Here is a 24752-nt window from a genome sequence, read left to right on the forward strand (position 1 = left end):
CAACCCATCAATATTCAGAAGTATTCCAACTTGAACCGCACTGCCGCGCGGTGATCCCCAGGCATCAGTTGCAATCCGTTACCGACCAGGCGGACCGTGTAGTGAAGGGTCATGTCGCCTTCATTCAGGGGCACCAGCGGCATCGGCTCACCTGGAACACTCTCCTGGCCAAGCGAATCCCAGATATGAAATGCAACCCCTTGGGAAAGCCCTGCGGCGGCGAAAGAGCGGCCTTGACGGTCGCTCGCCCCGTCAAATGTCACGCGCAGATGCTCCCAGTCGGGCAGCGTTAACCCAGGGCGCAGAGGGTCCGGGCGAGTCAATGAGCAATTGACCAGGCGCAGCTGGAAGGGATGAGGCTCGCCGATCGTGTTGCGCAAGAGCCTGCCAATGGGTTCGGGCGGCATTTCGATGGACTGGTCGGCGCTCGCCAGTTCCAGCCCGCACGCCGAGTCAATGACCTCTCCACCCAGCGTGACAACTCCATCGCCCTGACCGGATGTCTTCGCGACGACGCTGAGGCTGACGACCGCCAATGAAGAGGCTATAGCGAGGCTTATTAATGTTTTCACCGTTATCTCCCATCAGTTCGCCCCCCGCCATGTGGGATGGCGGGGGTGAAGTGCTTACTGATAAGCCAGGGTGAAGTTGGTGGTCGCGCTGAAATCCCCGGGTACGACGTTGCCCGTCGCCGCACCTTGTACGTAGGCACCGAACTCCAGCGTGTTATCACCGGCAACGATGGCCTGCGGGGTAGTAGGCACACCCAACTCAACGAGTTTGCCGCCGTGGGTCATCATGATGCCGATGTTGCCCGCGCCACCCACGGTGCCTATCGCGCCTGGAACGACGGACGATGGTGCAGCCGTGAAGGTGGTGGTTACGGTGTTGTCGGTCAGGCCGGTGAGATCGCAACCTTCAAGCTCGATCAGTACGCGGCGGGCTTCGGACTTGCCTCCCGTTTGCAATTGATGTTTTCCGATTGCACCCAGGTGAACGGACTGATCGACAGAGTCTGGCTTGATAGAACAAGCACCTGAGTGGACCGATCCTAAGAAGGTGATAGTGCCATCCGCAGCTTGCGCGACGGACATCGACCCCATCAGCAGCCCAATAGACAACAGTGCGGTTTTGATTTCAGTTTTCATCAGCTAAGACCCATCTATATTAATGAACGTCATAAAGAAACCCCGCAGGCAGGTGAGCACCTACCGTTCATTACTGACATGTAAAGCATGCAGGGAACTTGGTTCGACGCCGACCAAGTTGCAGTGAGGAGGAATTTGATTTTTCCAACTATTTGCATTGCAAGTTTCAGCGGCGTTCGAACTCAGGCCATTGTTGGGTTTGCGTGGATAAAAGTAAGTCGCCTGATTCGCCTAGTTGCGTAGCCGGTTATGTCAGGTTGTGTAAGAGGGATATGGCATTTTGCCAAAAAACAATAATTAGCTGTAAGAGATGGACTACCATCATTAAGGGAGAGGGTGTTTTGAACGTTATGATTTCTGTAAGAATAGAATTACAGAGATTAATGATGCAAACATCGATAGATGTCGCCATGTAACGGCCACGGCGCGGTTTCAGCAGGCAGCCTGCATGAGATGAGCGCCCACAAAAAAGCCCCGATAAACGGGGCTTGATGACAGCGCAGCGGAACTTACTTGGTTTTCGGTCGTTTGCTCGACGCGTGGCCTGCTTCGTCCACAAACACTTCGGCCACGGCGATCGCCTGGCTCTCGGTGGGGAAGACCCCGGCGACGCTGTCACCGTGGAAGTTGATCAGGTGCCAACCGTCCGCTCGCTTCGTGATCAAGTAGCCGTTTACGCCTTTTGGTTCTGACATCTATCAATCTCGTGGTGTGATTCAAGGCGTAATGATAGCGCCAAATGCGGCAGGTGCGCGCAGGTTATTCTCGGTCAGTGTCCTGGGTGCAAAAGCGTGCTAAAAAGGATACAGCCCTTTGAAATCCTGAGGTGCAGGTGGTTTTTGCCGTGCCGGTGTGGAGGCTCTTCACGAGACCAGCGGAACTTACGCCGACATTTTTTCTCTATGATGACATCGCAACGCCAGCAGGACCCATTGTAAGGTGACTGCGGCCTGATTAGACTGCGCCGAATTCCGTACGCACAGCCCTTTGTAAGGACCCATATGATCAAGAAATGCTTGTTCCCAGCAGCCGGTTACGGCACTCGCTTCTTGCCAGCGACCAAGGCCATGCCCAAAGAGATGCTGCCGGTGGTGAACAAGCCACTGATTCAGTACGGCGTCGAAGAGGCACTGGATGCCGGTCTGAACGAAATCTCCATCGTGACCGGCCGCGGTAAGCGCGCGCTGGAAGACCACTTTGACATCAGCTATGAGCTGGAAAACCAGATCAAGGGCACCGACAAGGAAAAATACCTGGTTGGCATTCGCAAGCTGCTGGACGAGTGCTCGTTCTCCTACACCCGCCAGACCCAGATGAAAGGCCTCGGCCACGCCATCCTGACCGGCCGCCCGCTGATCGGTGATGAGCCGTTCGCCGTGGTGCTGGCGGATGACCTGTGCGTCAACCTGGAAGGCGACGGTGTACTGACCCAGATGGTCAAGCTATACCAGAAATACCGTTGCACCATCGTTGCCGTGATGGAAGTGAACCCGACTGAAACCAACAAGTACGGCGTTATCGCCGGCGACGACATTGGCGATGGCTTGATCCGCGTACGCGATATGGTTGAGAAGCCAGCACCGGAAGATGCCCCGTCGAACCTGGCGATCATCGGCCGTTACATCCTGACCCCGGACATCTTCAAGTTGATCGAAGAAACCGAGCCAGGCAAGGGCGGTGAAATCCAGATCACCGACGCCCTGTTGAAGCAAGCCAAAGACGGTTGCGTGATTGCCTACAAGTTCAAGGGCCAGCGTTTCGACTGCGGTGGCGCTGAAGGCTACATCGAGGCGACCAACTTCTGCTACGAGCACTTCTACAAGACTGGCAAGGCTTACTGATCCACGCTGTAAGCGGCCGGTTCCAAAAAAGCCACCTTCGGGTGGCTTTTTCGTTTTTCAGCCCCATGTAAGTCGGTATGCTGGTTGCCTGCCGAGGAGAGTGAAATGGCTTACGATTTTGACCTGTATGTGATTGGCGCCGGTTCCGGCGGTGTTCGTGCGGCGCGTTTTGCCGCAGGTTTTGGTGCCAAGGTGGCCGTGGCGGAAAGCCGCTACCTGGGCGGCACCTGCGTCAACGTCGGCTGCGTGCCGAAAAAACTATTGGTGTATGGCGCACACTTTGCCGAGGATTTTGAGCAGGCCAGCGGGTTTGGTTGGTCCCTGGGCGAGGCGAATTTTGATTGGGCCACCCTGATCGCCAATAAAGATCGCGAGATCAATCGCCTCAATGGCATCTACCGCAACCTGCTGGTCAACAGCGGTGTGACCCTGCATGAAGGGCACGCGCGCCTGGTGGATGCGCATCAGGTCGAGATCAATGGCGAGCGCTTTACCGCCAAGCACATCCTCATCGCAACAGGTGGCTGGCCGCAGATTCCGGAGATTCCAGGGCGTGAACACGCCATCGGCTCCAATGAGGCGTTCTTCCTCAAGGAATTGCCAAAGCGTGTACTGGTGGTCGGTGGTGGCTATATTGCCGTCGAGTTCGCAGGGATTTTCCATGGCTTGGGTGCGCAGACAACCCTGCTGTATCGCGGTGACCTGTTCCTGCGTGGCTTCGACGGTTCGGTGCGTACACACCTGAAGGAAGAGCTGACCAAGCGTGGCCTCAACCTGCAATTCAATGCCGATATCGAGCGTATCGACAAGCAAGCCGATGGCAGCCTCAAAGCCACGCTGAAGGACGGCCGCGTGCTGGAAGCAGACTGTGTGTTCTACGCCACGGGTCGCCGCCCGATGCTGGACAACCTTGGGTTGGAGAACACCGGCGTGAAGCTCGATAAGCGTGGTTTCGTCGAAGTGGACGATCTGTACCAGACCGCCGAATCGTCAATCCTGGCCATCGGCGACGTGATCGGGCGCGTGCAACTGACTCCAGTTGCGTTGGCCGAAGGCATGGCCGTGGCGCGTCGGCTGTTCAAGCCTGAGCAGTATCGTCCGGTGGATTACGCCATGATCCCGACGGCGGTGTTCAGCCTGCCCAACATTGGCACGGTTGGCCTGACTGAAGAAGAGGCGAAAGAGAAGGGACATAAGGTGCAGATCTTCGAAAGCCGTTTCCGGCCCATGAAGCTGACCCTGACCGAGTGCCAGGAAAAAACCCTGATGAAGCTGGTGGTCGACGCTGACACCGACCAGGTGCTGGGTTGCCACATGGTCGGCCCGGATGCCGGCGAGATCGTCCAGGGCCTGGCGATCGCACTGAAGGCGGGCGCGACCAAGCAGCATTTCGACGACACCATCGGCGTGCACCCAACGGCGGCGGAAGAGTTCGTCACCATGCGCACGCCTGTGGCGGGCTGATCAGCGCTCGGGCGTTGCCTCTGGCGCCGTCGCAACGGCGGCCGCCAGGCGCAATGCCTCGATATTCGCCTGGGCTTTGATCAGTTCCAGTTCCAGGGTTTTGTTGGAGAGTTGATGCTCAGTCAACGCGTCCTGGCGTGACTGGCTCTCCAGCACGGCAACGCGCAGGCGCTCCTGGAGCAGGGCGCGCTCGCTGTCAATCAGACTCACCTGTTCGCTCAGCTTGAGCTGCTGGGCCTGGTCTTTGCGGGATTGTTCCTGCTGCGCCGTCAACTCTTTCGATGTCACCCGATGCTCGATCAGCAGCCGCTCGTTGTCGCGATGCAGTTGGGTGATTTCCTCCTGACGCACCATGGCGCTCTGCTGGGCCTGACGCAATTCGGCCTGGACTTGTTGCAATTGGCCTTCGTGGCGGCGCTGTTCCTGCTCACGCTGCTCCTTGATCGCATTACGGTAATGCTCCAGGGCATCCCTTGCGTGCAAGTGCTTTTCTTCCAGCGAGCGAATCTGCTCGTCCTTGTCGTTGATCCGTAATTCGTAATCACTGCACGCCTGGCTCAGCCCGGCGTTACGGGTTTGCTCGGTCTGCAGGCTGGTGCTGGTGGTTTGCAGGGCGGCGCTTTCGTCTGCCAGGGCGGCGGCCTGGATATCAAATTGTTGCTTGAGCTGGTTGTGGGTCTCCTCAAGGGCTTCCACTTGAGCGAGCAGGGCGGCCTTCTGTTGCTCGAACTGCGCCAGGGCCAGGTCGATAGGTTCCTGGGCTTTCTCCTTCAAGCGTTGCGCCAGGCGCGCCACCAGTTCGCCAAGCTCGTCGTCGATGGGTGCCTGGGTGATGGTGGCTCGGGTTTCGCTCTCATCCAGCTCCTTCAGATAGCGATGAATCGTGGTTTTCGAGCCGGTGTTGCCCATTTCGATGCGTACAGCGTCGATGCTGGGATTTTCGCCGCGAGCGAGGATCGCCAGGCGTGCCGTTTGAACTACCGCTTTATTAATGCCGCCACGAGCCATGGGGTCTCCGTCGATTTAGTACTGTGGTACGTAGTATGTATATACGTACTATATCATGAATAAAATATCGTTTGAATTCATGATTTAACAGATGGGATATTGGCGTATTATCCCGTGTCATGCGGGTTTGACCCGCGAAAGCCACCGCCAGCAGTACGAATAGGCCTCTCATGAGCGATCTGGATCGTTACCTCAACGCCGCCACCCGCGATAACACGCGACGCAGTTACCGTGCGGCCATCGAGCATTTCGAAGTGAGCTGGGGAGGGTTCCTGCCCGCGACCAGCGACAGCGTGGCGCGTTATCTGGTGGCGTATGCCGGCGTCTTGGCGGTCAACACGTTGAAGCTGCGACTATCGGCACTGGCGCAGTGGCATACGAGCCAAGGCTTTCCCGATCCGACCAAGGCGCCGGTGGTGCGTAAGGTGCTCAAGGGCATCCGTGCCGTGCACCCGGCGCAGGAGAAGCAAGCCGAGCCCTTGCAACTCAAACACCTTGAACAGGTGGTGGCCTCCCTTGAAAGCGAGGCGAAAGACGCTGCCCACGACTTGCCTCGGCTACTGCGCGCCAAGCGCGACACTGCACTGATCCTGTTGGGTTTCTGGCGCGGCTTTCGCAGCGATGAGCTGTGTCGACTCGAGATTGAGCATGTGCAAGCGACGCCCGGTGCCGGGATCAGCCTGTATCTGCCGCGCAGCAAAAGCGACCGCGACAACCTCGGCAAGACCTACCAAACCCCGGCGTTGCTGCGCCTGTGCCCGGTGCAGGCCTACAGCGAATGGCTCAGCGCCTCGGCATTAGTGCGTGGCCCGGTGTTTCGCGGCATTGATCGCTGGGGCAACCTGGGAGAGGAGGGGTTGCATCCCAACAGCGTGATCCCGTTGCTGCGCCAGGCGCTGGAGCGCGCCGGCATCCCCGCCGAGCACTACACCAGTCACTCGCTGCGCCGTGGGTTTGCCACCTGGGCTCACCGCAGCGGCTGGGATTTGAAGTCGTTGATGAGTTACGTCGGCTGGAGCGACATGAAATCCGCCATGCGCTATGTTGAAGCGACGCCCTTTCTTGGCATGACCCTGGCGACGCAACCGCTGCTTTGAGATTTCTTCTATTAATACAGTCACCTGATAGGGAAAACCAATCGTCAGCATCAGGTTTGCCAATGAGCCATCGGTCGAGAGAGTGGGTAGGATTCACCTCATCAACTTACTAAGCCCTTCTACAAACCTGACGGAGAGTCAACGATGCCTATCATCAACAGCCAAGTAAAACCGTTCAAAGCTACCGCCTACAAAAACGGCAACTTCGTCGATGTGTCCGACGCTGACCTGAAAGGCAAGTGGTCTGTTGTGTTCTTCTACCCAGCCGACTTCACCTTCGTTTGCCCAACCGAGCTGGAAGACCTGGCTGACAACTACGCCGAATTCCAGAAACTGGGCGTCGAAATCTACAGCGTTTCCACCGACACCCACTTCGCCCACGCTGCCTGGCACAACACTTCGCCAGCCATCGGCAAGATCCAATACACCATGATCGGCGACCCAACCCTGACCATCTCCCGCAACTTCGACGTGCTGATCGAAGAAGCTGGCTTGGCAGACCGCGGTACTTTCGTGATCAACCCAGAAGGTCAGATCAAGATCGTTGAGCTGAACGACGGCGGTGTTGGCCGTGACGCTTCCGAGCTGCTGCGCAAAATCAAAGCCGCTCAATACGTTGCTGCCCACCCAGGCGAAGTATGCCCAGCCAAGTGGAAAGAAGGCGAAGCCACCCTGGCTCCGTCCCTGGACCTGGTCGGCAAGATCTAAGTCTGTGAAGTCCCAAGGGCGGTATTCCGCACTGAAGTAAGCTGCATCCGCCCCCAAAACGCCCGGGCGAGATTCGCTCGGGCGTTTTTTTGTCTGCAATAAACCGAAATTGATAGGAAATCGCCCGTATGTTGGACGCCAATCTTAAAGCTCAGTTGAAGTCATACCTGGAACGGGTCACCCAGCCGATCGAGATCGTCGCCTCCCTCGACGACGGTGCGAAATCCCAGGAAATGCTTGCCCTTTTGCAGGATGTGGTCAGCCTCACGTCGCTGATCACCCTGAAAACCGATGGTGATGATGCGCGCAAGCCGTCGTTCTCCATCAACCGCCCAGGTGCCGAGATCAGCCTGCGTTTCGCCGGCATCCCGATGGGCCATGAATTCACTTCGTTGGTGCTGGCCCTGCTGCAAGTCGGTGGCCACCCGTCGAAGGCCAGTGTCGAAGTCATTGAACAGATCCGCGCCCTTAAAGGCGAGTTCAGCTTCGAGACTTACTTCTCGCTGTCCTGCCAGAACTGCCCGGACGTGGTCCAGGCGCTGAACCTGATGGCCGTGCTCAACCCGAACATCCGCCACGTCGCCATCGACGGTGCACTGTTCCAGGCTGAAGTCGACGAGCGCCAGATCATGGCGGTACCGAGTGTTTACTTGAACGGCGTGAACTTCGGCCAGGGCCGCATGGGCCTGGAAGAGATCCTTGCCAAACTCGACACCAGTGGTATTGAAAAAGCCGCCGAGAAAATCAGCGCCAAAGATGCCTTTGACGTGCTGGTGGTCGGTGGTGGCCCAGCCGGTTCTGCGGCCGCGATCTACGCTGCACGTAAAGGCATCCGTACCGGCGTCGCTGCCGAGCGTTTTGGCGGCCAAGTGTTGGACACCATGTCCATCGAGAACTTCATCTCTGTACAAGAGACCGAAGGGCCGAAACTGGCCAGCGCGCTCGAAGCCCACGTGCGCCAATACGACGTGGACATCATGAACCTCCAGCGCGCCAGCAGCCTGGTGCCTGCGAAAAACGCCGGCGACCTGCACGAAATCCGTTTTGAAAGCGGTGCGACCCTGAAGTCCAAGACCGTGATCCTGGCCACCGGCGCCCGCTGGCGCGAAATGGGTGTGCCAGGCGAGCAGGAATACAAGGCTAAAGGCGTGTGCTTCTGCCCGCACTGCGACGGTCCGCTGTTCAAGGGCAAGCGTGTGGCGGTGATCGGCGGCGGTAACTCCGGCGTTGAAGCGGCCATCGACCTGGCCGGTATCGTCAGCCACGTGACCTTGCTTGAGTTCGACAGCAAATTGCGCGCCGACGCCGTGCTGCAACGCAAGCTCTACAGCCTGCCGAACGTTGACGTGATCACCAGTGCGTTGACCAGCGAAGTGAAAGGCGATGGCCAGAAAGTCACCGGCCTGGCGTACAAGGATCGTGACAGCGGCGAGTTCAAGACCATCGACCTGGAAGGGATCTTTGTACAGATCGGTTTGCTGCCCAACACCGATTGGCTCAAAGGCACCGTGGAACTGACACCACGTGGCGAGATCATCGTCGACGCGCGGGGTGAGACTTCACTGCCAGGCGTATTCGCCGCCGGCGACGTGACGACGGTGCCGTACAAGCAGATCGTGATTGCAGTGGGCGAGGGCGCCAAGGCTTCGCTGAGTGCTTTCGATCACCTGATCCGGACTTCCGCCCCGGCGTAAATCCGCAGACGGAAATGAAAAACCCCATGAGTGATCATGGGGTTTTTTCGTTACAGCGGTGCGGGCTGGATAATCTCGACCCAGTAAGCGTCCGGGTCCTTGATGAAGGCCAGGCTCTTCATGCGACCATCGCTCAGGCGCTTCTGAAAGTCGCAGCCCAGGGCTTCGAAACGTTCGCAGGCAGCGACGATATCCGGCACCGAGATGCAGATATGGCCAAAACCGCGTGGGTCGGTATTACCGTTGTGGTAGGCAAAGTCGGCATCGTTTTCGGTGCCGTGGTTGTGGGTCAGTTCCAGGATGCCTGGAATCGACTTCATCCACTGGGTGCGCTCGGCGGCGTCGGCCGGGATCTGGGATTTGTCCACCAGGGCGAGGAAGTACAGGCTGAATTCGGCTTCCGGGAAGTCGCGCTTTTCAACCAGGGAAAAACCCAGGACGCGGGTGTAGAAGTCCAGCGACTTGGTGATGTCCTTGACCCGCAGCATGGTGTGGTTGAACACGAAGTTCGTGGTGGCGGTGTCCGGTTGGGCGGTAACGCCCGGGAAAGTGTTCAGTTCGTGCAGGCTCATGGGCCCTCCAGAAAAAATGGGGCAAACGCAGCTCTGAAATGTGAGCGGTTCCTTGGCTTGCGGCTGGCATCCCTGCAGCCGGTCCATGATACGCAAGGCTCGCCCCAGGCGCCAAATGAAAAAGACCATGCAGGCCTTGCGACACAGGGGCGCCGGGGCTCAAACTTTGACGCTTGAACCTTGGGTATTTTTTGCAATGATCGCATTTCGTAAACCGCTGTTGAGCGCTGTGTGTTTGCTGGTCGGCAGTTCCTGCGTACTGGCGGCCGACCCCGAAATTCACTGGCCCAGTGGCTGGCAAGTCGAAGAGGTTGTACCGGATGGCGAAGCGCCCGCCAAACCTCAGACGGTGTCGCGCCAGCGTGCAATAAAGAATGATGAGAATGGCACGGCCTTGATGGTAATGGAGTTGACCGGTACGCCGATTGAAGCGGGGCACAAGGTTAATCTTCAAGGTGTACTGCTGGAAATGCGCAAGTCCATCCAGAAAGATTTTGCCCAGGGCGGTTATCAAAGTGTGTGCAGCAAGATGCACCCTACAACATTGAGCCGTCTTGAGGCGTTGGAAACTACTTGTGTGATAACCGAAAATGGACGTCACGTGCTTTCGCAAACATTGGTGGGCGCGGTTGATGCCAATAAGGCCTATGTTTTTTCATACGCAGGGCAGGCCGAGGCGTACGAATCAAGCAAGGATGAGGTCAGTTCGGTACGCGATAGCCTGAAACTTTAAGTGTGGGGTCCCTGTCGATTCTGAACATAATGAAACGTTATTTAAGTTCGGTTTCGAACCGCAGAATTAAAAAAGCCCCGCATATGCGGGGCTCTTTGTTAGTGCCGTGCAATCAACCGCGAAGCCAGGAATCTACAGTGGCTGCGCCGTACTGTTCTTTCCAGGCCTTGAGGCCACGGTGGTTGCCGCCTTTGGTTTCGATCAGCTCACCGGTGTGCGGGTTCTGGTAAACCTTGACCACGCGTGCGCGGCGCTGTTTTGGTGCGCTGACGGCAGCAGCACTGGACTTGCCCGGGTTTGGATCAAGGATGGAGATGATGTCGCGCAGGCCTTTGCCGTAGGTCTTCATCAGGCCCTGGAGCTTTTCTTCGAATTCGATTTCTTTCTTCAGGCCGGCGTCGTTCTTCAGGGATTCCAGCTGGGCAAGCTGCTCTTGAAGGGCTTTTTCGGCTGCGCGAAATTCGGCGAGTCTGGACAAAATAGGTACTCCAATAGTGTGTTTGGCTGATATCAACTGCAGACAAAGCTATAAGCCAAGCGCTTTAAGGCGACTCAAGAAAGAAGCCGTCCCGCGAGTTCTGCACAGGCTGGAAAAATTGTAGTAGTTAATTTGCCACGAGTAAATCATGTCTTTTGTCTAAATAACATTATTTCAGTGCAGGTAGTGCATGGCTATTCAATGGCTGGCCAGTGATTTAATAAATTCATCGCACGGCAAAGGCTTTCCAAACAGGTAGCCCTGCAGGAAATCCACGCCTTGAGCGGCCAGGTAATCGGACTGTTCAGGCGTTTCCACACCTTCTGCAACAATGCCCAAATCGAGTTTGCCGGACAGTTCAATGATGCTGTCGAGAATATGCCGCGAGAGTGCATCTGCACCGATCATGGCGACAAAACTCTGGTCGATCTTCAAGTAGTCGACATTGAAGTTACGCAAATAGCCCAGGCTGGAGTGGCCGGTGCCGAAGTCATCAATAGCGATCATTACCCCCAGTTGATGCAGGGCGTCGAACAGCTGGCGGGTAATGTCAGTGGGCACGATCAGCTCGCGCTCGGTCAACTCCAGCACCAACGTCACCTGGCCCACAGCAAAGGCGGCCAGAAACTCACGGCAGTCATCCACCAAGGCCAAATCCTGGCAATGGCGTGCGGTGATATTCACGCCGATATGAAACCCCGGACTGAAACGCGACGCATGGGGCGCCAGTTGCGCGGCGGTCTGGCGCAGCAGGGCGCGGGTCATCGGTACGATCAGGCCCGAATGCTCGGCCAGGGGGATAAACAGGTCAGGGCGTACCAGGCCTTCTTTAGGGTGTTGCCAGCGCATCAGTACTTCGCAGCCGGCCCACTCACGGGTATCGCCTCGGACCACCGGTTGGAAATACGGAATGAATTCATTGGCGCCCAATGCCCGCTGCAATTCGTGAGTCGGTGCCGATGAGCGCTTTTGCAGCCAGTGCGCCAAAAGGCCTGCCAGCACGCCAAAAAACATGATCAGGCTGAACAGTGCCGGGTATCGGGCCTGCATGTAGCGCCACACTTCACCGGCCGGCATGCCTGCGTCCACGCTATAGTGATAGCGCGCGGACGCCAAGTGATGGTGGGCCACTGCGAATGTCGGCACCGCAGTGTCATGCACCTTGCCATCAGCCCCGAGCCAATTGGGGCCTACTTGCAGCACCAGGTGGGCGTATCGGCTGATCAGGCGCAGGGCGTTGGTCAGGTGATAGCCATCAATCGACGCAAAAGCCGCCTTGTCGCCCTCAACCAACCGGTAGACCAGCAGCGCGGTATCGGGTGTCACCGGGTTGCCGTTCATCAGCCATAAGCGGCCATCTACGTAATCATCCGGGTTGACCGGCGATTCGTAGTTGCTGCCAAACAACGAGCTGCAATAGATGTTTTTTTGCCAGGACAGGGTGGTCGCACGCACAAACGGGCGACGTGTGACTTGTTCGCGCAGGGCCAGTTGTGCGCCGTTATCACAGGGTTGCCCCGCCAGTGGCAGCAAGGCCTTGGCGGCAAGTGCGGTGTTGTCGAGCATCAGGTCGAATTGGCGCACCGCCTCCTGGGCGGTCTGGGCCGTGCTTTGTTGCAAGGTACGTTCGGCTTGCCAGTGCAGGATGACGACCCCAAGCGCAATCGGCAGCAGCGCACTCAGCGAGGTGATCAAGTAGCGAGTGGCGCGTTTTCGCGGGCCGTTGACGGTCAGGGGCATGGAGTGAACGGCCTGTTACAGGGATCAGATTGAGTCGATGATAGATGGCTCGACTGAAATAAGCTCGCGAGCCTAGCCATTTGGCCAGTATGCGCCGCTATAGCTCCAGGCCTTGGGCAATGCGAATAAAGGCGAGTGCACCAGGAGAAGATTGGCGCCGGTCGAGCACGGCGAGGCCAACTTGACGCGGTACACGAGGGGATAATGCGCGCTGTACATACCGAGGATCACGTCCAGCCGGCAATGAGGCCTGTGCCACCACGCTGACCGCATCACCCCGGCCGACGGTCTCCAGGGTGCTCAGCAATTGCGAACAGCGATAACGTACCTTCGGGGTCAGCCGCGCCTGGTTGAACAGGCGCATCACCAATTCAGTGGAACCGGCCTCGGTCAGCGCGAAAGGATCGCTGCACAAATCCTTGAGGTTCACGTGTTCACGGGCAGCCAGCGTATGCCCGGCCGGCAGCAGCGCGACCATCTGGTCCTCGAACAGTGGGAAAGTGTCGAAGCGTTCTTGGTCGAGCACCACAAAGCCAATATCAATCCTACGTTCGTCGAGCCATTGGATGACCTGCCTGTCGGGTCCTTCGTCCACGTGGACTTCAATGCCCGGATACTCCAGGCGGAACCGGTTGAGGATCTTCGGCAGCAAGTAGGTCGAAGAGGTGGGGCCAAAGGAGCCGATTCGCAGTGTCCCGCGTTTCATGCCGCGCGCATCCGCCGCTTCCTGTTGCAGCGTGTTGGCCAGCCCCAGCATCGCCCGTGCACGCCCCAGCAACTGTGTGCCGATGTCGCTGAGTTCGACCTGGGCCTGATGGCGCCTGAACAGCGCCACCCCTAGTTCTTGTTCCAGGCCTTTGATGGCGTGAGAGACCGCTGATTGGCTGATGCCGAGGCGGTGCGCGGCGCTGGTAAAGCCTTGCAGCTCGGCAACGAGTGAGAAGATTTCGAGTTGGGTCAGGGTCATGAGCAATCACTCATTTTACGATGACACCGTATTACCAGAAGAATGCAGGCATTCTCAAGCCATCAGAGCCCTGTCCCGTGCATTCAAGTTCAGATCGCATCACCTATATGAAGCTGGCCGCCGTCACCATGATCTGGGGCGGCACCTTTGTGGCCGGTCGCTACCTGAGCGGGACGGTCGACCCTTTGCTGTCGGCCAGCCTGCGGTTTGCGCTGGCCAGCCTGGCATTGCTGGTCTTCCTGGGCTTGGCACGCATCCGGTTGGTTCGGCCAAACCCTCGGCAGCTACTGCAACTGGCGATGCTGGGTTTCTTCGGCATTTTTTTCTACAACCTGTGTTTCTTCTATGGGTTGCAGTCCATCAACGCGTCGCGCGCTTCATTGATCGTGTCGCTGAATCCGGCCGTGATCGGCCTGGCGTCCTGGTGGTTGTTCAAGGAGCGCCTCGGTGTCGGCAAAATCGCAGGGATCGTGCTGTGTCTGGCGGGGGCCGCCGTGGTCATCGTCAGTCGCAACCCCCAGGTATTTAACGACGCAACCAGCACTTGGCGTGGGGATGTGCTGATCTTCGGGTGTGTCGCGGGGTGGGGCATCTACTCACTGTTTTCCCGTGGTTTGAATCAGAGCCTGGGGCCGCTGCAGACGGTCACGTGGTCGATACTGCTGGGCACGCTCATGCTCACCGTCACCACACTGGTCATGGGGCGCTTTACGCTGGAGGCGATGGGCAACGTGCATCTCGCGCAGGGACTGAGCCTGATGTACCTCGGCGTGCTGGGTTCGGCGCTGGCCTATATCGGCTATTACGATGGCATCCGGCGTATCGGCGCGACGCGCTCCGGGGTCTTCATCGCCCTGAATCCGCTGACAGCGGTGATCTGTGGCGCCTTGTTGCTGGACGAACAGTTGACCCTTTCCATGCTGACCGGCGGTGCGCTGATCCTGCTGGGCATCTACCTGTGCAACAAACCCCTTGCACGCGCGAGGGCAATGGGGATTTGATAAGAGTACGGACAAACGTGGTTACGCTGTGTAGAATCGATTTACGCATACAAGAATATGGACTTGCGCTCACGCAAGCCTAAGCCGTCAGAGACTGATGACCCCATGAAGCTACTCGGCTCCCCCCTCATCTTTGGTGACTTCCTCGCCCGCAGCGTGCGAGGCCTTTCCTGTGCGCCACCCTGCAACCTCATCCTTGCTCGCCACTAATACTGTGTCTATTACAAGAATGATGAGGTGCCACCATGGCAGATCTATACGAAAACCCAATGGGCCTGATGGGCTTTGAATTCATCGAATTTGCGTCGCCGACGCCGGGCACCCTGGAGCCGATCTTCGAGATCATGGGCTTTACCAAAGTCGCGACCCACCGCTCCAAGAACGTGCACCTGTACCGCCAGGGCGAGATCAACCTGATCCTCAACAACGAACCCAACAGCATTGCCTCCTACTTTGCGGCCGAACATGGCCCGTCGGTGTGCGGCATGGCGTTCCGCGTCAAGGACTCGCAAAAAGCCTACAACCGCGCCCTGGAACTCGGTGCCCAGCCGATCCATATCGAAACCGGCCCGATGGAATTGAACCTGCCGGCGATCAAGGGCATCGGCGGCGCGCCGCTGTACCTGATCGACCGTTTTGGCGAAGGCAGTTCAATCTATGACATCGACTTCGTGTTCCTCGAAGGGGTGGAGCGCAATCCGGTCGGTGCAAGCCTCAAGGTCATCGACCACCTGACCCACAACGTCTATCGCGGTCGCATGGCCTACTGGGCCAACTTCTACGAAAAACTGTTCAACTTCCGTGAAGCGCGCTATTTCGACATCAAGGGCGAATACACCGGCCTGACCTCCAAGGCCATGAGTGCGCCGGACGGCATGATCCGCATCCCGCTGAACGAAGAGTCGTCCAAGGGCGCGGGGCAGATCGAAGAGTTCCTGATGCAGTTCAACGGTGAAGGCATCCAGCACGTGGCATTCCTCACCGACGACCTGGTCAAGACCTGGGACGCGTTGAAGAAGATCGGCATGCGCTTCATGACCGCACCGCCGGACACCTATTACGAGATGCTCGAAGGCCGCCTGCCGAACCACGGCGAGCCGGTGGATCAACTGCAGGCACGCGGGATTCTGCTGGACGGTTCTTCCGTTGAAGGCGACAAGCGCCTGCTGCTGCAGATTTTCTCGGAAACCCTGATGGGCCCGGTGTTCTTCGAATTCATCCAGCGCAAGGGCGATGATGGGTTTGGCGAGGGCAACTTCAAGGCGCTGTTCGAGTCCATCGAACGCGACCAGGTGCGTCGTGGTGTATTGACCGCCGACTAAGCGTAGAAAAGCCCGGCCGAGGGTGACCCCGGCCGGGCTTTTCATTGCCTGCGCATCAGGCTTTGCGTTGGCGCACCAAGTGTTTGAAGCCTTCAAACACCAGCACCATCACCGCCAGCCAGATCGGGATGTAGGTGAACCATTCGCCACCCTTGATCCCTTCACCCAAGATCAGCGCCACGCCTAACAGCAGGACCGGCTCAACGTAGCTGAGCAACCCGAACAGGCTGAACGCCAGCAAGCGGCTGGCGATGATGTAGCTCACCAGCGCCGAGGCACTGATCAGCCCCAGCATTGGGATCAGTGCGTACAGTTTAGGGTGGGCATCCATGACCGCAAAGCCTTGCTCGCCACTCTGCACAAACCACCAGGCCACCGGCAGCATCAGCGCCATATCCAGCCAGAGCCCGCCCAGATGGTCGGTCTTGAGGTATTTGCGCACGATGAAGTAAACCGGATAACCAATGATCACCACCAGCGTTGCCCAAGAGAATCCACCGGCCTGGTACAACTCGTTGAGTACACCGAGGGCGGCAAAAAACACGGCGATCCGTTGCAGATAGGACAGCTGTTCACCCCACACCAGGCGCCCGGTCAGCACCATGGTCAGCGGCAACAGGAAGTAACCCACCGACACATCCAGGCTGCGCCCATTCAGCGGCGCCCACATAAACAGCCACAATTGCACGCCCAACAACGCGGAAGACAACAATACACCCGCAATCAAGCGTGGCTTGGCCGCCAACAACTGTACCAACTCCCACACGCGCCGCCATTCGCCGCTGACGATCATGAAGATCGTCATGCACGGCACGGTCAGCAACATGCGCCAGCCGAAAATTTCCAGCCCGCTCAAGGGCGTGAGCAATGATGTGAAGTAATACATCACAGCAAACAGCACCGAGGCCAAGACCGATAAAACAACACCTTTAGACACACTGTCCTCGCGAAAAACCATTGATACAAAAGAGGGGGGATTTCAGGGGGGATTATGGAGCTTTTTGGCGGGAGAAGGTTGCGCTGTTTTGGGGCGTTTTTTAGAGGGCTTATCGCGGAGTACTGGTTCAGATCAAACCTTGTGGCGAGGGAGCTTGCTCCCGCTGGACTGCGTAGCAGTCCCAGTCTTTCAAAAAAGCCGGGGCCGCTTCGCGACCCAGCGGGAGCAAGCTCCCTCGCCACACTAGTTTTTCAGGCTTAAACGCGTGGCACGCGACCGGAAACAAAATGCCCGACATCATTGAACCCCGGCGTGGACGAATGCCCCGGCGTCACCAGCGAATCAATAAACGCCTCATCTTCGGCGCTGATCTTCACCTCCAGCGCGCCGATATAAGCGTCCCACTGCGCCTCGGTACGTGGCCCGACAATCGCAGAACTGACCGCCGAGTTGTTCAGTACCCAGGCAATCGCAAACTCGACAATCCCGACGCCGCGACCTTGGGTGTACTGCTGGATCTGCTGGGCGATGCGCAGCGACTCCACACGCCATTCGGTTTCCAGGATGCGTTTGTCCTGGCGCGCCGCGCGGCTGCCGGCTTCGGGGGTAACGTCCGGGGCGTATTTACCGCTGAGCACACCGCGGGCCAGTGGGCTGTAAGGCACCACGCCCAGGCCGTAGGCCGCTGCCGCGGTAATCTGCTCCACTTCGGCCTGGCGGTTGACGATGTTGTAAAGCGGTTGGCTGATCACCGGCTTGTCGACGCCCAGGCGCTCCGCCACACGAATCACCTCGGCAATACGCCAGCCACGATAGTTGGACAGGCCCCAATAACGGATCTTGCCCTGGCGGATCAGGTCGCCAATCGCCGACACCGTCACTTCCAGCGGCGTGTTGTGGTCTTCGCGGTGCAGGTAGTAAATGTCCAGGTAGTCGGTATCGAGGCGTGTCAGGCTGGCTTCCAGCGCATTGAAAATACGCTTGCGGCTCAAGCCGCTGCGGTTGGGCAAGCCGTCCGCCGGGCCGATGCCGACCTTGGATGCCACCACCCAATCCTGGCGATTGCGCACAATGGCTTCGCCGACGATTTCCTCGGAACGCCCACCGGTGTAGACGTCCGCCGTGTCGATAAAATTGATGCCCTGGTCCCAGGCCTTGTCGATGATGCGCAGCGAGTCCTCGGTGTTGGTCTGTTCGCCAAACATCATGGTGCCCAGGGTCAAGGCGCTGACCTTCAACCCGGACTGGCCCAATGTGCGGTAAATCATGGATAACTCCTCAAGGCGGGAAATGTACCCCTGCAATACCAGACTCAGCCGCTCTGGGACAAGCCCCGCGCGCGTTTCTTCATGAACCCAGCAACGCCTGGCAACGTGCCTGTAGAAATCGATGCAGCACCTTCACCCGTTCCGACACCTGCAGGCGGTGAGGGCACATCAGGTTGAACGGGGCAGGCTCGCCTTGCCAATCCTCAAACAGCGGCACCAGTCGACCGGCCGCGATATCGCCGATCACGTCGAGCCTGGCCTTGTAGGCGATACCATGCCCGCCAAGCGCCCAACGGCGGACGATTTCTCCGTCGTTGCTGAGGAAATCACCTGAGACTTCCACCTCCTGTAGCTGATCACCCTGGCGAAACCGCCACGTCTTGCTCACCTGGCCCTGGCGCATGTACCGCAGCGTACTGTGCGCGGACAATTCCATGGGCTCGCGCGGTGTGCCGTGGCGTGCCAGGTAAGCGGGGCTGGCGCAGGCGACGCGGTGGTGATCAGGGGCAATCGGCAACGCTACCAGGCTGGAGTCCTGGGGCACGCCAAAGCGCAGGGCGATGTCCACGGTTTCGCGGAACAGGTCGGCATTGCTGTCGTTGAGCATCAATTGCAGGCGGATGTTCGGGTGCTCGGCCTTGAATTCATCCAGCCAGCCCAGCACCACATTGCGCCCGAAATCCGACGGAGCGGCCAGTTGCAGCAACCCACTCAAGCCCTGGCTTTGCTGCTTGAGTGCTTGTTCGCCTTCAGACAACGCCGCCAGTGCCACGCGCACGCTGTCGAGGTAACGCCGGCCTTCCTCGGTCAGGCGCATGCTGCGCGTGGAGCGTGCGAGCAAGCGGATACCCAGGCGGGTTTCCAGGCGTTTGAGGGCGATGCTCGCTGCCGCCGGCGTCAAGCCCAGGCCACGGGCGGCGGCGGACAGGCTGCCGGTGTCGGCGGTGCGCACGAAGACTTCAAGGTCGAGGATCGAACTCATTTGTAAAAATCCTTTAAAGATCTTGTCGTTTTACCGGGATTTTTCGCGGATTGCCAAGCTGGGAAGATAAACACTCACTTTCTCAACCAGGAATCCCTCCCATGCCTTCTTCCCTCAACGGTAAAACCGTCATCGTGATCGGCGGCAGCAGCGGCATCGGTGCCGCCGTGGCCAAGGCTGCTGCCGCGCGGGGTGCGCAGGTGGTACTGGCTGGGCGGCGGCTAGTGAGTGGCGTCGAAAACGGCCTGCGCAGCGAACCGGTTGACGTCACTGATGCAGCTTCCCTGCAACGCCTTTACGAAACGGTGGGGCGCTTTGATCACTTGGTCTACACCTCAGGGCCGAGCGTGCGCGCCAAGACCTTGATCGAAACCGACCTGAGCGAAGCCCAGGAGAACTTCAACGTAAAACTGTGGGGCTCATTGCGGGCGATCCAGTTGGCGCTGCCATTTTTGAGCGAGCACGGCAGCATCAGCCTGACCTCCGGGCAACTGGGGCGTAAATCCGTGCCGGGGCAATTCATCAAGACCGGTATCAACGCTGCGACCGAAGCACTGGTCAAGCAATTGGCCAAGGAACTGGCGCCACGCCGCGTCAATGCGATCAGTCCGGGGGTGATTGATACGCCGGCCTATGCCGGGCTTGCAGACGATCAGCGCTTGGCAATGTTCGCCAAGGCCGGTAGTGCGCTGCCGGTGGGGCGAGTGGGGCAGGCGGAGGAGGTCGCAGCGGGGTATGTACTGGCCATGGAAAATGGCTTTATGACCGGCGCCGTCATTGATATCGACGGCGGCGGTCTGCTCTGATGGCTGGAGCGTTTTAAGCCTTCAGGGTGCGCGTCATTCTTAGCGCCAACACACTACCGGCGACGATCACCGCCGCCAGCAGGTACAACGCCACATCCGTGGACCCGGTGGCATCCTTCACAAAGCCGACGATGTACGGGCTGAGGAAGCCGGCCATCTGGCCCATGGAGTTGATCAACGCCAGGCCACCTGCCGCCGCGCCCGCACTGAGCATGGCAGTAGGCACCGGCCAGAACATCGGCAGGCCGGTGAGCGCGCCCATGGTGGCGATGGTCAGGCCGAGGATTGCAATAGCGGGTGTGGTCGCGAAGTTCACTGCGATCACCAGGCCGACAGCGCCCATCAGCATCGGTACCACCAAGTGCCAGCGACGCTCCTTGCGCAAGTCGGCGGAGCGGCCCACCAGCAACATGAAGACTGCCGCCAGCAGGTAAGGGATCGCACTCAGCCAGCCGATCACCAGGTTGTCGCTGAATCCCAGGTTCTTGATGATCGACGGAAGCCAGAAGTTGATGGCGTACACGCCGCTCTGGATGCAGAAGTAGATCAGGCCGAACGCCCAGATGGCCGGGTTCTTGAACACCTCAGCGAGGGAGTCGGTGGTGGTCTTCGGCTTGTTCGCCAGGTCGGTCGCCTGATCGGCTTCCAGTACTGCGCGTTCGTGGGGCTTGAGCCACTTGGCGTTGGCAAAGCTGTCGCTGAGCAGGAAGTAGGCGAGGGCGCCCAGCACGACGGTCGGAATACCTTGCAGCAGGAACATCCACTGCCAGCCCGCGAGGCCGCCTTGGCCGGCGGCGAAGTGGTTGAGGATCCAGCCGGAGAACGGGCTGCCGAGCAACCCGGAAACCGGGATCGCCGACATGAACAGCGCCATGATCCGCCCACGGCGGAAGGTCGGGAACCACTGCGAGAGGTACAGCACCACGCCGGGGAAGAAGCCCGCTTCGGCGGCACCGGTAAACAGGCGCAAGGTGTAGAAATGTGTCGGCGTGGTGACGAACAGCAGGCAGGTGGACAGCGTGCCCCAGACGATCATCATCAACGCAATCCAGCGCCGTGGACCGAACTTGGTCAACGCCAGGTTGCTCGGTACGCCACACAGCACGTAGCCGATGAAGAAGATCCCGGCACCGAGGCCGTATACGTTTTCGCTGAATTTCAACGCATCGAGCATCTGCAACTTGGCAAAGCCAACGTTTACCCGGTCGAGGTAATTGAACAGATAGCAGATGAAAATGAAGGGGATCAGGCGCAGGGTAATGCGCTTGTAGATGGCGTTTTTATCGTCATCGGTGGCCAGTGGGGTCGTGGCGCTCTGTGACATGGCAGTCTCTCTTTATTATGATTTTTCGCGATGCGAGGGTAACGTTGATCGCCCATTGAGTCTCGGCCACCTGGCAGGCTGCTGTCTTTGTGCTTGCGCACAGCGAACCCGGCTTTGCGCTGTGCCTATGAACAACCCATCGCTTTCAAGGAATTTAGCCCCATGTTCGAGCTGGATCATGACCTGGCGCAGGATATCGTCGATCGGACCATGGCGATCCTGCCCTATAACGTCAACGTCATGGACAGCCAAGGCCTGATTCTCGGCAGCGGCGAGCCCGAGCGCATCAACACCCGCCATGAAGGCGCACAACTGGTGCTCGCCAATGGTCGCGTAGTGGAAATCGACGGCCAGACTGCCAAGCACCTCAAGGGGGTGCAACCGGGCATCAACCTGCCGTTGCTGCACGACGGGCGCCTGATCGGCGTGCTTGGCATCACCGGCGAGCCCGAGGGCCTGCGTACTTACGCTGAACTGGTGCGCATGACCGCCGAGATGCTGGTCAGCCATCGCCACCAGCAGGCCGAGCAACAATGGCGGCGCCAGCGTTGTGATGATCTGCTGGCCTTGCTGCTGGCCGAAACCGGCGATTCGCCGCGCCTGGTGGACGAAGCTCAGCAACTGGGGCTCAAGCCGCAACTGGCGCGCACGCCGTACCTGTTTGAACTGGGCGCAGGACAATCGGCGGAAGCCCTGAGTGCCTGGCTGACCTCGCGTTATCCGGACAGCTGGTGTGTCAGCTCGGCGCAATACTCATTGCTGTGGTGCCGGCCAGCGGCAGTGCCGGTCGACAACCCGCGTTTGCTGGAAAAACTCGAAGGTCTCGGTTGGAACATCCTGCGCGTCGCCGTGGGCGGGCAAGCGGATGGTCTGGCGGGGTTGCGCCGTTGCTATCGACGTGTGGGTGATCTGCTCGCCTATGGCCGTGATGTGCTGCCGCAGTCGCGCCTGTTGACGCTCAATCGCTATCGCTTGCCCGTGATGCTCTGGCGCCATCGCAATGACGATGCGCTCGACGAACTGCTCAACCCCCTGCGCAAAGTGCTGGCCAAGGACAGCAATGGTCAGCTGCAAGCCACATTGCGCAGTTGGTGTGAACACGACGGGCAAAGCCAGGCCTGTGCCGATGCCCTGGGTATTCACCGCAACAGCCTGCGTTACCGCATGGAACGGATTGCCGAACTCAGTGGCGTCGACCCCTTGACCCTGGACGGCATGCTCGCGCTCTACCTGGGCGTACAGCTGCTGCCCCAGCCTTTGTCGGAATGAACAACAAAGCGCCGCGGTACTTGTGCATCGGACCGGCGTCATCGGCCGTGGCAACTGGCAGCATGGGCGTTATAAAAACCGGAGAAAGCCCATGAAAATCATCATCGCCCCCGACTCGTTCAAGGACAGCCTGAGTGCCGAAGGCGTCGCCCAGGCCATTGCTGCCGGGTTGGCCCAGGTCTGGCCGGATGCGCAATTGATCCAGTGCCCGATGGCGGACGGCGGTGAGGGCACAGTGGATTCGGTGCTGGCCGCCTGTAATGGCGAGTTGCGTCACCACAGCGTACGCGGCCCGTTGGGTGTCGCAGTTGAAGCGCACTGGGGCTGGTTGGCCGACAGCCACACCGCAATCATCGAAATGGCTGAAGCCAGCGGCTTGCAACTGGTTCCGGCCGGCCAGCGCGACGCGTGCAAAACCACCACCTATGGCACCGGCGAACTGATCCGCGCCGCCCTGGATGCGGGCGCCCGGCGCATCATCCTGGCGATTGGCGGCAGTGCTACCAACGATGGCGGCGCAGGGGCGATGCAGGCGCTCGGCGTGCAACTGTTCGATGCCGAACACCAGGCACTGCCACCCGGTGGCCTGGCCTTGGCCCGCCTGGCGCAGATCAACCTTGAGAACCTCGACCCACGCCTGGCCCAGGTGCGCTTTGAAATCGCCGCCGACGTGAACAACCCGCTGTGCGGCCCCCACGGCGCCTCAGCGATTTTTGGCCCGCAAAAAGGCGCGAGCCCCGAGCAAGTCCAACAACTGGACGCTGCACTCGGCCACTTCGCCGACCACTGCGCCAAGGTCCTGCCCAACGATGTACGCGACGAACCTGGCAGCGGCGCTGCAGGTGGCCTGGGTTTCGCCGCCAAGGCCTTCCTGGGCGCGCAGTTCCGCGCAGGTGTCGAGGTGGTGGCCGAGCTGGTCGGCCTGGCCGAAGCCGTACGTGGCGCCGACCTGGTGATCACCGGCGAAGGCCGCTTCGACGCCCAGACCTTGCGCGGAAAAACCCCGTTTGGCGTGGCACGCATTGCCCAACAACACAACGTACCGGTGATCGTGATTGCCGGCACCTTGGGCGATGGCTACGAACAGATGTACGCCCACGGCGTGGACGCCGCCTTCGCCTTGCCTTGCGGCCCGATGAGCCTGGAACAGGCATGCAACGAGGCGCCGCGTTTATTGCAGGAGCGGGCGGCGGATATTGCGCGGGTGTGGCGCGTGGCAACACGGCGCTGACGTAAAACCCCAGGCATGGGACAATCCGCGACTTTTTTGACACGGAGAGTCCCTATGCTGCGCCCCGCACTCCTGGCTCTGTCTCTGGCAGGCGCCACCGCCCCAGCCTTCGCTCAACCCCCTACCGAATCGGTCCCGCTGCTGCGGGAGATCAAGCAGTGGGTCATCGGTTGCGACAACCTGCGTAATTGCCACGCCCTCAGCGCGCCCAGCGGCGTCAATGAAGAGGATTACAGCTCGCTGACCCTGCACCTCTGGCACCAGGCCGGACCTCAAGGGTATCTGCGTTTGCGTTTTGATCATCGAGGCGAGGAGGTGGACCTGTCTGATTTGCTGCTGGATGGCAAGCCGCTGGGCCTGGAACTGACGCAGGACTTGCACGTCGAGCTGGATGACCAGGGCGGCGACCCCGAGGTGCAGTCCTTCGGGGTGATCGAGGACGCGGCCGCGCGGCGTTGGTTGCAGCGTTTGCGCAATGGCCAGCGCCTGCAGTTGCCGGGCGACGAGGCGGCCCATGTGTCGCTCAGCGGCCTGAGTGCTTCGTTGCTGCTGATGGATGCCGTGCAGGGCCGCGTGGACAACGTGACGGCACTCGCCCGACCCGGCAAGGGTGCCGCCAGCGAAGTTGCGCCACGTGTGCCAGCGCCGGTGCTGCGCAAGTTTGCAGTAGCGCCGCCGCTGACTGCCCAGGAGCAGGCGGGCCTAGTGGCTGCTGCCTTGCAGGCCGTGAAGCCTGAGGAAGGTGAGCCCGAGGCAAAAGTTGGCGCGCTGACGGCGCAACAGGCCATGACGGTGACGCGTTATGACTGTGCGGCCTATAACTGCGAGTTCGACGTCAGCAGCCGTGAGCGCCAGGCGCCTTACAAGGAAACGCCAATGGACCTGCAACCGCTGCCCCTGGAAGACGCCGCGCTGCAAGGCTCGGTCGGGTATGACGAAGCGTCCGGGACCCTGAGTTATTTCTACAAGCAGCGTGGGATCGGTGATTGCGGCGGCGGTGCTTCCTGGGTGTTCGATGGCAAGCGTTTCCAGCTCAGCGAGTTCCACAGAATGCCGCGCTGCACCGGGGTCGGCTACGGAGATTGGCCAGCGTTGTGGACGACCGTGCCGGCGCCCTAGCCATCGGGCCCACAGCGCCTCTACACTGGCCGGCCACTTGTTT

Annotated in this window: 24 protein-coding genes; 12 read left to right on the forward strand and 12 right to left on the reverse strand. The window is 59.4% G+C overall.

The features are described from left to right. Positions 1-14: 14 nt before the first annotated feature. The 3 genes from HX823_RS12330 to HX823_RS12340 form a co-directional block, all read right to left on the reverse strand. Positions 15-572: a fimbrial protein gene (locus HX823_RS12330; RefSeq protein WP_038850944.1), complete on the reverse strand. Its 558-nt coding sequence runs from the start codon at positions 570-572 to the stop codon at positions 15-17. A 54-nt stretch (positions 573-626) separates the two neighbouring features. Further along, entirely contained in the window at positions 627-1148 is a 522-nt protein-coding gene (locus HX823_RS12335) for a fimbrial protein (protein ID WP_177075023.1), read from the reverse strand. A 509-nt stretch (positions 1149-1657) separates the two neighbouring features. Next, entirely contained in the window at positions 1658-1843 is a 186-nt protein-coding gene (locus tag HX823_RS12340; RefSeq protein ID WP_033902935.1) for a hypothetical protein, read from the reverse strand. A 306-nt stretch (positions 1844-2149) separates the two neighbouring features. On the opposite strand from HX823_RS12340, the gene galU reads away from it, so the two are divergent. Continuing rightward, positions 2150-2989: a UTP--glucose-1-phosphate uridylyltransferase GalU gene (galU, locus tag HX823_RS12345; protein WP_003173830.1), complete on the forward strand. Its 840-nt coding sequence runs from the start codon at positions 2150-2152 to the stop codon at positions 2987-2989. A gap of 105 nt (positions 2990-3094) precedes the next feature. Further along, positions 3095-4453 carry a glutathione-disulfide reductase gene (gorA, locus tag HX823_RS12350; protein ID WP_177075024.1) on the forward strand — a complete coding sequence of 453 codons (1359 nt, stop codon included), beginning with the start codon at positions 3095-3097 and terminating at the stop codon, positions 4451-4453. Here gorA and HX823_RS12355 read toward each other — a convergent pair whose 3' ends face one another. Next, on the reverse strand, positions 4454-5461 hold the full coding sequence (locus tag HX823_RS12355) for a DNA-binding protein (RefSeq protein WP_177075025.1): 1008 nt from the start codon (positions 5459-5461) through the stop codon (positions 4454-4456). Between the two features lie 170 nt (positions 5462-5631). Between HX823_RS12355 and HX823_RS12360 the strand changes: the two genes are divergently transcribed. The 3 genes from HX823_RS12360 (at position 5632) to ahpF (ending at position 8960) form a co-directional block, all read left to right on the forward strand. Then, positions 5632-6558, forward strand: a complete 927-nt coding sequence (locus HX823_RS12360) for a site-specific integrase (protein ID WP_177075026.1) — start codon at positions 5632-5634, stop codon at positions 6556-6558. A 144-nt stretch (positions 6559-6702) separates the two neighbouring features. Then, on the forward strand, positions 6703-7266 hold the full coding sequence (gene ahpC / locus HX823_RS12365; protein WP_010210361.1) for an alkyl hydroperoxide reductase subunit C: 564 nt from the start codon (positions 6703-6705) through the stop codon (positions 7264-7266). Positions 7267-7394: 128 nt separating this feature from the next. Continuing rightward, a complete protein-coding gene (gene ahpF / locus HX823_RS12370; RefSeq protein ID WP_038850934.1) occupies positions 7395-8960 on the forward strand; it encodes an alkyl hydroperoxide reductase subunit F in 1566 nt (521 codons plus the stop codon). Between the two features lie 50 nt (positions 8961-9010). Here ahpF and gloA read toward each other — a convergent pair whose 3' ends face one another. Beyond that, positions 9011-9532, reverse strand: a complete 522-nt coding sequence (gene gloA, locus HX823_RS12375) for a lactoylglutathione lyase (protein ID WP_016974784.1) — start codon at positions 9530-9532, stop codon at positions 9011-9013. A gap of 196 nt (positions 9533-9728) precedes the next feature. Here gloA and HX823_RS12380 point away from each other — a divergent pair, with 196 nt between their 5' ends. Beyond that, positions 9729-10265, forward strand: a complete 537-nt coding sequence (locus HX823_RS12380) for a DUF4946 domain-containing protein (protein WP_177075097.1) — start codon at positions 9729-9731, stop codon at positions 10263-10265. Positions 10266-10377: 112 nt separating this feature from the next. Here HX823_RS12380 and HX823_RS12385 read toward each other — a convergent pair whose 3' ends face one another. From HX823_RS12385 to HX823_RS12395, 3 genes are all read right to left on the reverse strand, one after another. Then, complete coding sequence (locus HX823_RS12385; RefSeq protein WP_038850932.1) at positions 10378-10743, reverse strand: histone-like nucleoid-structuring protein, MvaT/MvaU family; 366 nt, start codon at positions 10741-10743, stop codon at positions 10378-10380. A 198-nt stretch (positions 10744-10941) separates the two neighbouring features. Then, entirely contained in the window at positions 10942-12483 is a 1542-nt protein-coding gene (locus HX823_RS12390) for an EAL domain-containing protein (protein WP_177075027.1), read from the reverse strand. A 97-nt stretch (positions 12484-12580) separates the two neighbouring features. After that, positions 12581-13450: a LysR family transcriptional regulator gene (locus HX823_RS12395; RefSeq protein ID WP_177075028.1), complete on the reverse strand. Its 870-nt coding sequence runs from the start codon at positions 13448-13450 to the stop codon at positions 12581-12583. Between the two features lie 77 nt (positions 13451-13527). Between HX823_RS12395 and HX823_RS12400 the strand changes: the two genes are divergently transcribed. Together HX823_RS12400 and hppD are read left to right on the forward strand one after the other, a co-directional pair. Further along, positions 13528-14451 (forward strand): DMT family transporter, encoded by a 924-nt coding sequence (locus HX823_RS12400; protein WP_177075029.1) that lies wholly within the window; start codon positions 13528-13530, stop codon positions 14449-14451. Between the two features lie 245 nt (positions 14452-14696). Next, a complete protein-coding gene (gene hppD / locus HX823_RS12405) occupies positions 14697-15773 on the forward strand; it encodes a 4-hydroxyphenylpyruvate dioxygenase (protein WP_038850927.1) in 1077 nt (358 codons plus the stop codon). A 55-nt stretch (positions 15774-15828) separates the two neighbouring features. Here hppD and rarD read toward each other — a convergent pair whose 3' ends face one another. The 3 genes from rarD to HX823_RS12420 form a co-directional block, all read right to left on the reverse strand. Next, complete coding sequence (gene rarD / locus HX823_RS12410) at positions 15829-16710, reverse strand: EamA family transporter RarD (protein ID WP_038851006.1); 882 nt, start codon at positions 16708-16710, stop codon at positions 15829-15831. Between the two features lie 257 nt (positions 16711-16967). Continuing rightward, positions 16968-17978 carry an aldo/keto reductase gene (locus tag HX823_RS12415; RefSeq protein ID WP_177075030.1) on the reverse strand — a complete coding sequence of 337 codons (1011 nt, stop codon included), beginning with the start codon at positions 17976-17978 and terminating at the stop codon, positions 16968-16970. Positions 17979-18057: 79 nt separating this feature from the next. Next, entirely contained in the window at positions 18058-18960 is a 903-nt protein-coding gene (locus HX823_RS12420; RefSeq protein ID WP_177075031.1) for a LysR family transcriptional regulator, read from the reverse strand. Positions 18961-19061: 101 nt separating this feature from the next. On the opposite strand from HX823_RS12420, the gene HX823_RS12425 reads away from it, so the two are divergent. After that, positions 19062-19766 carry an SDR family oxidoreductase gene (locus HX823_RS12425; protein WP_177075032.1) on the forward strand — a complete coding sequence of 235 codons (705 nt, stop codon included), beginning with the start codon at positions 19062-19064 and terminating at the stop codon, positions 19764-19766. Between the two features lie 13 nt (positions 19767-19779). Here HX823_RS12425 and HX823_RS12430 read toward each other — a convergent pair whose 3' ends face one another. Then, on the reverse strand, positions 19780-21090 hold the full coding sequence (locus HX823_RS12430) for an MFS transporter (protein ID WP_177075033.1): 1311 nt from the start codon (positions 21088-21090) through the stop codon (positions 19780-19782). A gap of 162 nt (positions 21091-21252) precedes the next feature. On the opposite strand from HX823_RS12430, the gene HX823_RS12435 reads away from it, so the two are divergent. The 3 genes from HX823_RS12435 to HX823_RS12445 all read left to right on the forward strand — a co-directional run bounded on the left by HX823_RS12435 (position 21253) and on the right by HX823_RS12445 (position 24709). Next, positions 21253-22359, forward strand: a complete 1107-nt coding sequence (locus HX823_RS12435) for a sugar diacid recognition domain-containing protein (protein ID WP_038851532.1) — start codon at positions 21253-21255, stop codon at positions 22357-22359. A 91-nt stretch (positions 22360-22450) separates the two neighbouring features. Continuing rightward, a complete protein-coding gene (locus tag HX823_RS12440; protein ID WP_033902920.1) occupies positions 22451-23590 on the forward strand; it encodes a glycerate kinase in 1140 nt (379 codons plus the stop codon). A 54-nt stretch (positions 23591-23644) separates the two neighbouring features. Beyond that, positions 23645-24709 carry a DUF1176 domain-containing protein gene (locus tag HX823_RS12445; RefSeq protein ID WP_177075034.1) on the forward strand — a complete coding sequence of 355 codons (1065 nt, stop codon included), beginning with the start codon at positions 23645-23647 and terminating at the stop codon, positions 24707-24709. Positions 24710-24752 lie beyond the last annotated feature (43 nt).

This window comes from Pseudomonas sp. P7759 (assembly GCF_013386445.1).
In the GTDB taxonomy this organism is placed as follows: Bacteria; Pseudomonadota; Gammaproteobacteria; order Pseudomonadales; family Pseudomonadaceae; genus Aquipseudomonas; species Aquipseudomonas azotoformans_A.

Bases quoted from the DNA above. Each gene is read 5' to 3' on its own strand.
- HX823_RS12380 (WP_177075097.1), top strand. From the start codon at position 9,729: ATGATCGCATTTCGTAAACCGCTGTTGAGCGCTGTGTGTTTGCTGGTC.
- galU (WP_003173830.1), top strand. From the start codon at position 2,150: ATGATCAAGAAATGCTTGTTCCCAGCAGCCGGTTACGGCACTCGCTTC.
- HX823_RS12430 (WP_177075033.1), bottom strand. From the start codon at position 21,090: ATGTCACAGAGCGCCACGACCCCACTGGCCACCGATGACGATAAAAAC.
- gloA (WP_016974784.1), bottom strand. From the start codon at position 9,532: ATGAGCCTGCACGAACTGAACACTTTCCCGGGCGTTACCGCCCAACCG.
- HX823_RS12415 (WP_177075030.1), bottom strand. From the start codon at position 17,978: ATGATTTACCGCACATTGGGCCAGTCCGGGTTGAAGGTCAGCGCCTTG.
- HX823_RS12390 (WP_177075027.1), bottom strand. From the start codon at position 12,483: ATGCCCCTGACCGTCAACGGCCCGCGAAAACGCGCCACTCGCTACTTG.
- gorA (WP_177075024.1), top strand. From the start codon at position 3,095: ATGGCTTACGATTTTGACCTGTATGTGATTGGCGCCGGTTCCGGCGGT.
- HX823_RS12420 (WP_177075031.1), bottom strand. From the start codon at position 18,960: ATGAGTTCGATCCTCGACCTTGAAGTCTTCGTGCGCACCGCCGACACC.
- HX823_RS12360 (WP_177075026.1), top strand. From the start codon at position 5,632: ATGAGCGATCTGGATCGTTACCTCAACGCCGCCACCCGCGATAACACG.
- HX823_RS12440 (WP_033902920.1), top strand. From the start codon at position 22,451: ATGAAAATCATCATCGCCCCCGACTCGTTCAAGGACAGCCTGAGTGCC.
- hppD (WP_038850927.1), top strand. From the start codon at position 14,697: ATGGCAGATCTATACGAAAACCCAATGGGCCTGATGGGCTTTGAATTC.
- ahpF (WP_038850934.1), top strand. From the start codon at position 7,395: ATGTTGGACGCCAATCTTAAAGCTCAGTTGAAGTCATACCTGGAACGG.
- HX823_RS12355 (WP_177075025.1), bottom strand. From the start codon at position 5,461: ATGGCTCGTGGCGGCATTAATAAAGCGGTAGTTCAAACGGCACGCCTG.
- HX823_RS12435 (WP_038851532.1), top strand. From the start codon at position 21,253: ATGTTCGAGCTGGATCATGACCTGGCGCAGGATATCGTCGATCGGACC.
- HX823_RS12340 (WP_033902935.1), bottom strand. From the start codon at position 1,843: ATGTCAGAACCAAAAGGCGTAAACGGCTACTTGATCACGAAGCGAGCG.
- HX823_RS12395 (WP_177075028.1), bottom strand. From the start codon at position 13,450: ATGACCCTGACCCAACTCGAAATCTTCTCACTCGTTGCCGAGCTGCAA.
- ahpC (WP_010210361.1), top strand. From the start codon at position 6,703: ATGCCTATCATCAACAGCCAAGTAAAACCGTTCAAAGCTACCGCCTAC.
- HX823_RS12425 (WP_177075032.1), top strand. From the start codon at position 19,062: ATGCCTTCTTCCCTCAACGGTAAAACCGTCATCGTGATCGGCGGCAGC.
- HX823_RS12445 (WP_177075034.1), top strand. From the start codon at position 23,645: ATGCTGCGCCCCGCACTCCTGGCTCTGTCTCTGGCAGGCGCCACCGCC.
- HX823_RS12335 (WP_177075023.1), bottom strand. From the start codon at position 1,148: ATGAAAACTGAAATCAAAACCGCACTGTTGTCTATTGGGCTGCTGATG.